Origin of the sequence: Methylophaga sp. SB9B (assembly GCF_004832235.1) — a bacterium.
In the GTDB taxonomy this organism is placed as follows: Bacteria; Pseudomonadota; Gammaproteobacteria; order Nitrosococcales; family Methylophagaceae; genus Methylophaga; species Methylophaga muralis.
In genome coordinates this window covers 117,301-125,647 of sequence record NZ_SSXS01000012.1, presented here as the reverse complement: position 1 = coordinate 125,647, position 8,347 = coordinate 117,301, and the positions used below count along the sequence as shown (strand labels likewise).

The window sequence follows — 8,347 nt, the reverse complement described above, 5'->3', positions numbered from 1 at the left end:
GAGCATTACAACCATGTCCGGCCGCATAGCTCACTGAATTACATGCCGCCAGTTGAATACGCTAAACAGGCAGCATAAAGTAGCCAAATCTCATCATGGGACTGGTACTAATTCAGGGGAAAGGTCATTGGTGATATAGCTGATAAAGAGGTTAAAGAACGCATCTACTCTGAAATCAAAAAATGGAGCCACAAAAGAATGAATTTCCTAAATTGGTTGATTTCTATGAAAATCTTATTGCTTTGACCAGTGGACAACACCTCCAAGCGGCTCATCCCAACGGTAATACATCACTTATAGATAAACAATATCAATATACATGTTTGATAGCAAAAACGGCCAGTATTAGCCAAAATTTGCTTGAAAATAACGGTGAACCGACTTTGTACAATTTTCAAGATTTTATGCAAGTTCTAGATATTGGACTAAGTACGGATTATTTTGGTTATCTTGACGAAAATGACTTCAGTAATGTTATAAGTGGAATTGAATTTAATTTTGAACGAGAACGCGAATAAAGATTAGTAGCTTGGTATGTATATCTACTTGATTCGAAATCATGTTTACAACATCATACAAATAAAAAGCCCTCTGATTCGAGGGCTTTTTAACATTTGAAGAGATGGTTTCTCAGAACCCTTTTTGAATATCCATATTCGTAAAATAACTCAAAAATGGCGATTTAAATTCGTATTTTTAATGTTATTTTGCCTCATGATTAATGTTAATAACTCAAACTTAATGTTAAGGACAGACTGATTAAATCAATCCCATTTCAAACCGCCACCGGTTTGATATTCGGTGACCTTGGTTTCGAAGAAGTTTTTCTCCTTCCGCATATTGGCTTGTTCATCAAGCCAGGGCAGGGTGGCTTCGGCACCTGGGAAGGGTTCTTCGAAGCCTAATTGTTTGGCACGGCGGTTGGCGGTGTAGCGGAATTGGCCGTGGTGAGCTTCTTTTGAGTAACCCAGGATTGGGTCACGCAGAATGTAGCCACCGTAGGTTGCTTCAGCCGCATCGGCTTCTTCAAACATTTCCTGGATTTTCTTTGGATCCAGTTTGACGTTTTCTTCTTTGATGATTTGTTTGCAAACACGAATACCGAACGAGGCGTGCATGACTTCATCACGCATGATGTATTGCAGCTGTTCGCCGGTGCCTTTCATCAGACCACGACGTTGCAGAGCAAAGATCGGTGAGAAGCCGTTATAGAACCAGCTGCCTTCGAAAATGCCAGCGAAAAACGCATAGGACATGACGAAGTTTTCCAGTTCGTCTTTATCACGCAGATCGATATCGCTACGCATAACGGTATCGAGACGATCATTGGCCAGTTTGATCTTTTGATAAATCTCTGGAACCACGCGGTAGCGGTTGTAGATTTCACTTTGATCCAGACCAATGGTTTCGATGCAGTGCTGGTAAGTCCAGGTATGTAATGCTTCTTCATAAACCTGACGTGCCTGATAAATCTGCAATTCCGGCGCGGTCATTTTTTCCATAACCGCCAGACCGATATTACGCATGGCGAGAATATCGGAAGTGGTCAGGTAAGACAGCACGTTTTCATAGACATGACGTTCTTCCAAAGTCAGTTTATGACGATAGTCGTGAACGTCTTGCGCCATGTTGATATCAAGTGGCGTCCAGTGGTTTTTGTTAGCGTTTAAGAAGTAATTCCACGCCCACGGATATTTGAAAGGAGCAAGCTGATTGATATCAGCTTGTCCATTGACCACACGTTTGTCGTCTGCATTAATCGCTTTGGCATTTAATGGCGGCAATTCACTGACACTGGCTTTGGTTGGCTCAGGTGTGTCGAGTTCATTGGCGGCTTGTTGTGACGGCGGCAACAGTGCGTTGTCGACAACATCGGTTGCCGGTTTCTCGGCAAGTGGATCGTCCCAGTTAAACATTATTGGCAAGCCTCGCAGTCTGGTTCCAAGATTGAACAGGCTTTCGGTGCATCGATACCTTCGCCTGAAATAAAGTCATCTTCTTGTTTGGCAACCGGCTTTAACACAGGTGGTGCAGACGGTTTAGCAGTTGTTGCTGTAGTTGGCGCGGTGCTGGTTTTCTCGGCACCGGTTGCGCCCATTGAACGCAGGTAATAAGTGGTTTTGAGGCCACGTACCCACGCCAGTTTGTACAGATTGTCCATTTTTTTACCGGATGGTTCCGCCATGTACAGGTTCAAGCTTTGTGCTTGATCCAGCCATTTTTGACGACGTGATGCGGCTTCGATCAACCAGCGTGCATCCATTTCAAATGCGGTGGTGTACAGGGCTTTCAATTCCGCTGGCACACGGTCAATGGCTTGCAAGCTACCATCATAGTATTTGAGGTCATTGATCATGACGTCATCCCACAAACCGCGTTGTTTCAAGTCTTCAACCATGTATGGGTTGATAACAGTGAACTCGCCAGACAGGTTCGATTTAACGAACAGGTTTTGGTAAGTCGGTTCAATCGACTGGCTGACACCACAGATGTTTGAAATCGTGGCTGTCGGTGCAATCGCCATAGTGTTTGAGTTGCGCATGCCTTGACGTTTGACTTTGTCACGCAGTGCATCCCAATCCATGGTTTTGCTTTCGTCTTGTTGCAGATACTCGCCACGTGCTTCTTTAAGGATCTTGATGGAATCAATCGGCAGAATGCCTTTGCTCCACAAGCTGCCTTCGTAAGATTTGTATTTGCCACGTTCTGCAGCCAAATCAGAAGACGCATCAATCGCGTAGTAGCTGACCGCTTCCATTGATTCATCAGCGAATTTCACTGCTTCTTCGGTGCTGTAAGGAATACGCAATTTATACAATGCATCCTGGAAGCCCATGATGCCTAAACCAACAGGGCGGTGCAGCAGGTTGGAATGACGCGCTTGCGGCACACTGTAATAGTTGTACTCAATGACGTTATCCAGCATCCGCATGGCTGTTTTTATAGTGCGGTTGAGTTTTTCTTTATCCAGTTTGCCATTGGCATCAATGTGCTGAACCATGTTGACCGAACCGAGGTTACAGACCGCGATTTCTTGATCAGATGTGTTCAGGGTGATTTCAGTACACAGGTTTGAGCTGTGAACTACGCCAATGTGTTGTTGCGGGCTACGCAGGTTACAAGGATCTTTGAAGGTAATCCAAGGGTGGCCAGTTTCAAACAACATGCCGAGCATTTTGCGCCACAGGTCGGTGGCAGGCATGGTTTTGAAGTTACGGATCTCACCGCGTGCCGCTTTTTCTTCGTATTCAGCATAGGCTTTTTCAAAACCCAGACCGGTCAGATCATGCAGATCTGGCACTTCTTCTGGTGAGAACAAAGTCCATTGACCTTCTTCGGCAACACGTTTCATGAACAAGTCAGGAATCCAGTTGGCGGTGTTCATATCGTGGGTACGACGACGATCATCACCGGTGTTTTTACGCAGATCCAGGAATTCTTCAACGTCGATGTGCCATGTTTCAAGGTACGCACAAACTGCACCTTTACGTTTACCACCTTGGTTCACCGCAACTGCAGTGTCATTAGCTACTTTCAGGAACGGCACAACACCTTGTGATTTACCGTTAGTGCCTTTGATATGAGCACCCAAACCACGGACGCGAGTCCAGTCATTACCCAGACCACCAGCATATTTAGACAGCAAGGCGTTATCACGCATCGCGCTGTAAATACCGCTCAGATCATCAGGCACGGTTGTCAGATAGCAAGATGATAATTGTGGACGCAAAGTACCGGCATTAAACAATGTCGGCGTAGAGCTCATAAAGTCGAAAGACGACAGCAGGTTGTAGAACTCAATAGCGCGGGCTTCACGATCGATTTCATTAATCGCCAGACCCATTGCGACACGCATATAAAAGGCTTGTGGCAATTCAAAACGGGTGCCGTCATAGTGAATGAAGTAACGGTCATACAGAGTTTGCAGGCCAAGGTAAGTAAAGCTGAAATCATTTTCTGGTTTCAAAGCGTTACCCAGACGTTCCAGATCATACAAACCCAGTTCTGAATCAATCAGTTCGTTTTCAATGGCGGTGCGAACGTAGGTTTTGAAATAGTCTTTATATTGATCTGCCATTTCACCTTGTGATGCCTGGCGAGGTGTTTTGTAGACAAAACTCAATGCTTCACGACGAATGCTGTCCATCAGCAGGCGAGCAGCCAAGGTGCTGTAGGCAGGATCTTTTTCGATAAAAGTACGGGCTGACATGATCAGCGCTTTTTCGACGTCTTTTTCAGACACACCATCAAAAATATTACGTTGGGTATCACGCAGGATGGCAGCATTATCCACTTGAGCAAGGCCTTCACAGGCTTCATCAATCAGGTTGCGCAGACGTTCGATATCTAATGGCTGGCGAGTGCCATCAGCTAACGTAACGTGCAATGTTGATTCGTTGGCAGGTTGTGGGTGCTTGCGTTCTTCTTCAGCACGTTTTTGTGATTGTTGTTCACGGTAAACCACATACGAGCGGGCAACTTTATATTCACCGGCACGCATCAAAGCGAGTTCAACTTGATCCTGAATATCTTCGATATGCACGGTGCCACCATCGTCTAAACGACGCAGCAGATTTTCACTGACTTGGCTGGTGAGTTCGGCAACAGTTTCGTGAATACGTCGGCTATCTTTAGCAGCCTGACCTTCAACCGCCAGGAAGGCTTTAGTTAAGGCAACAGCAATTTTGCTGCTATTAAATTCGGTGACCTTGCCGTTACGACGGATAACTTTGTAACCGGTTTCGGAAGAGGGTTGGATGTAGTTTTCTGCTTCGCTCGCCATAGTGATTTTCCCTGCATTGTGTGGTAAGACTTAATAAACGGCAAACCACAACAAATTGTGGTCGCAACGTGATTGAACCACAAGATAATGTGTTTTTGAAGTCTTAGCAAGGGGATAAGTTGCACATAAATTGTGCATTAGATGTGGATAACTTTAGGGTGATCGGGCGGTAACTGAGACGCCATGCGCGATCACCGAAAGTGATCCAATTTGGTGAAGAAATAAATTATTTTTTTATTGTGGTGGGTATATGAGAACAACTTGTAGTCATTCTCCTCAACGAGCCGGAAAGTACCGACTCGTTGTGAGATGAAAATACCAAAAGTTAGAGCGTTTCGCTCGTTGAGACGGCAGAATTTTCCAATAATTCTTTAACCAAATCGATATCATCTTGATCGTCTGTTTGCACAACGACTGTCCAACGATGTTCCTGACTGGTTTCAATGGTTTTGGTTATCAGCGGATCATGATCAGGACGGATTGAAATCAAACCCGCCAGCATCATGCCGAAAATTAAACCAAAAAAGATAAATACAATATAAGTAAACAGGGGGCTGGACTGAGTCATTTCAGGACCACTGGACACTAAAATCGTCGCTATCAAAATACCGACAATCATCCCAATCAAACCCAGCCAACCATGTGATTTAACGATGGTTTTGGCAATGCCATGGCTATCGGGTTCAATTTTTTTACTGATATTGCTGTCATCAGGTCGAACAATATTAATGATGCCGGGGGCAATACCATTGTCGATGAGTTTTTGTTTGGCCGCTTTAGCTGTTGCTTCGTTGTTATAGACGGCAGCTACACGACCAGTATGTTTTTCATCTTGAATTTCTACTTCCATATTGCTTCCTCCTGAGAGACAAAATTGATTCAGGTTTAACGCTGTAATCAGCGGATATCATTCCTAAATCGATAACAAAAGACCTTGTTCATAACAATGTCTTATATAACCATGACAACTGTCAGGATAAACAATTCATCACTCGGCTTGCTTAACCTATGTTTAAGTGCAGTTTATTGTTGTAACTGAAAAAAAGTTGATCCCAGTCAATTTTGCGTAGCACTTCTTATGATATTTTTAGTCATAAAACTGAATGTAAACGTAGCTTAAGCTGTGCGTGTTATCAGATCTGTCTGCAGCATTATTAAATTGGAGTCACCATGGAACTCGATCCGCTCTTACTGTCACGAATTCAGTTTGCGTTCGTGGTGTGTTTTCATGCCATCTTTCCTGTATTTACCATCGGTCTGGCGAGCTTCATAGCTGTATTGGAAGCTTTGTCATTAAAGACAGGAAATCCACTTTGGCAGCGACTTTCGAAGTTCTGGATTCAGGTTTTTGCCGTAGTGTTTGGCATGGGCGTGGTGTCGGGCATTGTTATGTCATTCCAGTTTGGCACCAACTGGAGTAATTTTTCCTATGCAACCGCCAATTTTCTTGGGCCGGTGCTCAGCTATGAAGTTATCACCGCCTTTTTCCTGGAAGCAGCTTTTCTTGGCGTGTTGTTATTTGGTCGCGATAAAGTCCCGCAAGGTGTACATCTGTTCGCGGCAATGATGGTGGCGTTAGGTACCTTTATTTCCTCTTTCTGGATTTTATCAGCCAACTCATTAATGCAAACACCTGATGGTTTGGTGCTGCGTGACGGCCTGTATTATGTCGCTTCCTGGACAGATGCCATCTTCAATCCTTCATTCGGATATCGCTTTCTGCATATGGCACTGGCGTCATTTTTGACCGCATCCTTTGTTGTCGCAGGGGTGTCAGCCTGGTTCATCATGCAAAAACGTGAATTGGCAGCCAATAAAAAAGCATTGTCTATTTCGTTGTGGCTGATATTGATTTTGGCACCAGCTCAAGTAGTGGTTGGTGATTTTCATGGCCTGAATACGCTCAAACATCAGCCAATGAAAGTTGCCGCGATGGAAGGTAACTGGGAGACAGGGACTGGTGTGCCGTTGCTGTTATTTGCCTTGCCAGATCAAGAGAATCAACAAAATCTTTATGAAATCAAAATCCCCAAAATGGCGAGCTTTATCCTAACCCATGATTGGGATGGTGAAGTACCAGGTTTAAATGAAGTCGCTCCCGAAATGCAGCCGCCGGTATTTATTGTGTTCTGGGCCTTCAGGGTGATGGTGGCAATGGGCATGCTGATGGTGTTGTTTGGCCTGGCAGGACTCTGGCTCCGCAGAGGCGATCGCTACCTTGAAAGTAAACCTTTCCTTAACGGGTTAAGAGTGATGAGTCTGTCACCGTTTATCGCCGTGTTATCAGGTTGGATTGTCACCGAAACCGGCAGGGCACCCTGGTTAATCTACGAACAAATGACTCATGCACAGGTTTAACCCCATCACTTACCGGTGGTATGGCGTTGTTTACTTTGATCGGATACGTCCTTGTTTATGCCATGGTATTCAGTGCCGGGGTGTTTTATCTGATGAGTGTGTTCCGCGGTGGATTGGAAACAGCCAATGCTGAACAAACTGATTCTGATGTTGAAAAAGCCCAACGGCCGATATCCGCAGCCAATGCCAATTTAGACGGAGGTCTATGATGGAACAGCCATTTGATTTAGTGATTATCTGGGCCGGGATTATTGGCTTTTCGGTGATGATGTATGTGTTGATGGATGGCTTTGATCTGGGGCAGGGCATTCTGTATCCCTTCGCGCCGGATGATCACTCACGCGACATTATGATGAACTCGGTAGCGCCGGTATGGGATGGTAATGAAACCTGGCTGGTAATGGGCGGTGCCGGGTTGTTAGGTGCATTCCCGTTGGTTTACTCGGTATTTCTGCCCGCTTTATATATAGGTGTGTTTCTGATGCTGGCCGGTTTGATTTTTCGCGGTGTGGCATTTGAATTCCGCTTTAAGGCAAATACCACTAAATACATATGGGACTGGGCGTTTGCCGGTGGATCATTCGTTGCTACATTTGCTCAGGGCGCGGTGGTTGGTGCCTATGTTCAGGGTTTTGCAACTGACAACTTTGTTTATGTTGGTGGTGCGTTTGACTGGTTAACGCCTTTCACCATTATTACCGGTTTGGGTCTGGTGGCGGGTTATGCGTTATTGGGCAGTACCTGGTTAATTATGAAAACCGAGGGTGAACTTCAGCAATGGGCGTATCGGGTGACGCTTCGTCTGCTAGTGTTGGTGTTATTAGTGTTTGCCATCATCAGTATCTATACGCCATTTGTTGACGCAGGGGTAATGGAGCGGTGGTTCCATGGTTTCTCAATCATTTGGTTTTTACCACTTTTAGCACTTTATAGTGCTATCTCATTTATAGCTCAGTGAAAAAACAGCAGGAAGGCTTGCCGTTTGTGGCCACCATGGGATTGTTTCTGTTCACCTATCTGGGATTGCTGGCAAGTAAATGGCCTTATCTGGTGCCACCGGATTACACATTGTGGGATGCGGCTTCGGCCTATGAATCACAACTGTTCCTGTTGTTAGGTTTCCTGTTTGTTATTCCATTTGTATTGGGTTATATCGCCTGGTCATACTGGATTTTCCGCGGCAAGGTAAAAGGCGGTTATCATTAG

Annotated in this window: 9 protein-coding genes; 6 read left to right on the top strand and 3 right to left on the bottom strand. The window is 45.1% G+C overall.

Features of this window, described 5'->3' with window-relative positions; translation table 11 throughout:
* Together E8Q33_RS16810 and E8Q33_RS12745 are read left to right on the top strand one after the other, a co-directional pair.
* Positions 1 to 78: integrase core domain-containing protein (locus E8Q33_RS16810; protein ID WP_136553694.1), on the top strand; the 78-nt coding region annotated here is incomplete at its 5' end.
* A gap of 104 nt (positions 79 to 182) precedes the next feature.
* On the top strand, positions 183 to 518 hold the full coding sequence (locus E8Q33_RS12745; RefSeq protein ID WP_136555192.1) for a hypothetical protein: 336 nt from the start codon (positions 183 to 185) through the stop codon (positions 516 to 518).
* 246 nt (positions 519 to 764) lie between these two features.
* Here E8Q33_RS12745 and E8Q33_RS12740 read toward each other — a convergent pair whose 3' ends face one another.
* The 3 genes from E8Q33_RS12740 to E8Q33_RS12730 all read right to left on the bottom strand — a co-directional run bounded on the left by E8Q33_RS12740 (position 765) and on the right by E8Q33_RS12730 (position 5,633).
* Positions 765 to 1,916: a ribonucleotide-diphosphate reductase subunit beta gene (locus E8Q33_RS12740; RefSeq protein WP_136555190.1), complete on the bottom strand. Its 1,152-nt coding sequence runs from the start codon at positions 1,914 to 1,916 to the stop codon at positions 765 to 767.
* Positions 1,916 to 4,783, bottom strand: a complete 2,868-nt coding sequence (locus E8Q33_RS12735) for a ribonucleoside-diphosphate reductase subunit alpha (protein WP_069296914.1) — start codon at positions 4,781 to 4,783, stop codon at positions 1,916 to 1,918. Before E8Q33_RS12735 ends, E8Q33_RS12740 begins: the two co-directional genes overlap by 1 nt.
* 325 nt (positions 4,784 to 5,108) lie before the next feature.
* Positions 5,109 to 5,633, bottom strand: coding sequence for a hypothetical protein (locus E8Q33_RS12730; RefSeq protein WP_136555188.1), 525 nt, complete (start codon positions 5,631 to 5,633; stop codon positions 5,109 to 5,111).
* A gap of 320 nt (positions 5,634 to 5,953) precedes the next feature.
* Here E8Q33_RS12730 and E8Q33_RS12725 point away from each other — a divergent pair, with 320 nt between their 5' ends.
* The 4 genes from E8Q33_RS12725 to E8Q33_RS16580 are packed head-to-tail and all read left to right on the top strand — an operon-like array spanning position 5,954 to position 8,347.
* Complete coding sequence (locus E8Q33_RS12725) at positions 5,954 to 7,141, top strand: cytochrome ubiquinol oxidase subunit I (RefSeq protein WP_211116167.1); 1,188 nt, start codon at positions 5,954 to 5,956, stop codon at positions 7,139 to 7,141.
* Positions 7,142 to 7,167: 26 nt separating this feature from the next.
* Positions 7,168 to 7,350 carry a hypothetical protein gene (locus E8Q33_RS15715; protein ID WP_211116166.1) on the top strand — a complete coding sequence of 61 codons (183 nt, stop codon included), beginning with the start codon at positions 7,168 to 7,170 and terminating at the stop codon, positions 7,348 to 7,350.
* The gene (gene cydB / locus E8Q33_RS12720; RefSeq protein ID WP_305792042.1) at positions 7,347 to 8,099 is read left to right on the top strand and encodes a cytochrome d ubiquinol oxidase subunit II; all 753 of its coding nucleotides are present in this window, start codon (positions 7,347 to 7,349) and stop codon (positions 8,097 to 8,099) included. The genes E8Q33_RS15715 and cydB overlap by 4 nt, the downstream gene beginning before the upstream one ends.
* On the top strand, positions 8,096 to 8,347 hold the full coding sequence (locus E8Q33_RS16580; protein ID WP_305792041.1) for a cytochrome d ubiquinol oxidase subunit II: 252 nt from the start codon (positions 8,096 to 8,098) through the stop codon (positions 8,345 to 8,347). The genes cydB and E8Q33_RS16580 overlap by 4 nt, the downstream gene beginning before the upstream one ends.

Bases quoted from the DNA above. Each gene is read 5' to 3' on its own strand.
- E8Q33_RS12730 (WP_136555188.1), bottom strand. From the start codon at position 5,633: ATGGAAGTAGAAATTCAAGATGAAAAACATACTGGTCGTGTAGCTGCC.
- cydB (WP_305792042.1), top strand. From the start codon at position 7,347: ATGATGGAACAGCCATTTGATTTAGTGATTATCTGGGCCGGGATTATT.
- E8Q33_RS12725 (WP_211116167.1), top strand. From the start codon at position 5,954: ATGGAACTCGATCCGCTCTTACTGTCACGAATTCAGTTTGCGTTCGTG.
- E8Q33_RS12740 (WP_136555190.1), bottom strand. From the start codon at position 1,916: ATGTTTAACTGGGACGATCCACTTGCCGAGAAACCGGCAACCGATGTT.
- E8Q33_RS12735 (WP_069296914.1), bottom strand. From the start codon at position 4,783: ATGGCGAGCGAAGCAGAAAACTACATCCAACCCTCTTCCGAAACCGGT.
- E8Q33_RS12745 (WP_136555192.1), top strand. From the start codon at position 183: ATGGAGCCACAAAAGAATGAATTTCCTAAATTGGTTGATTTCTATGAA.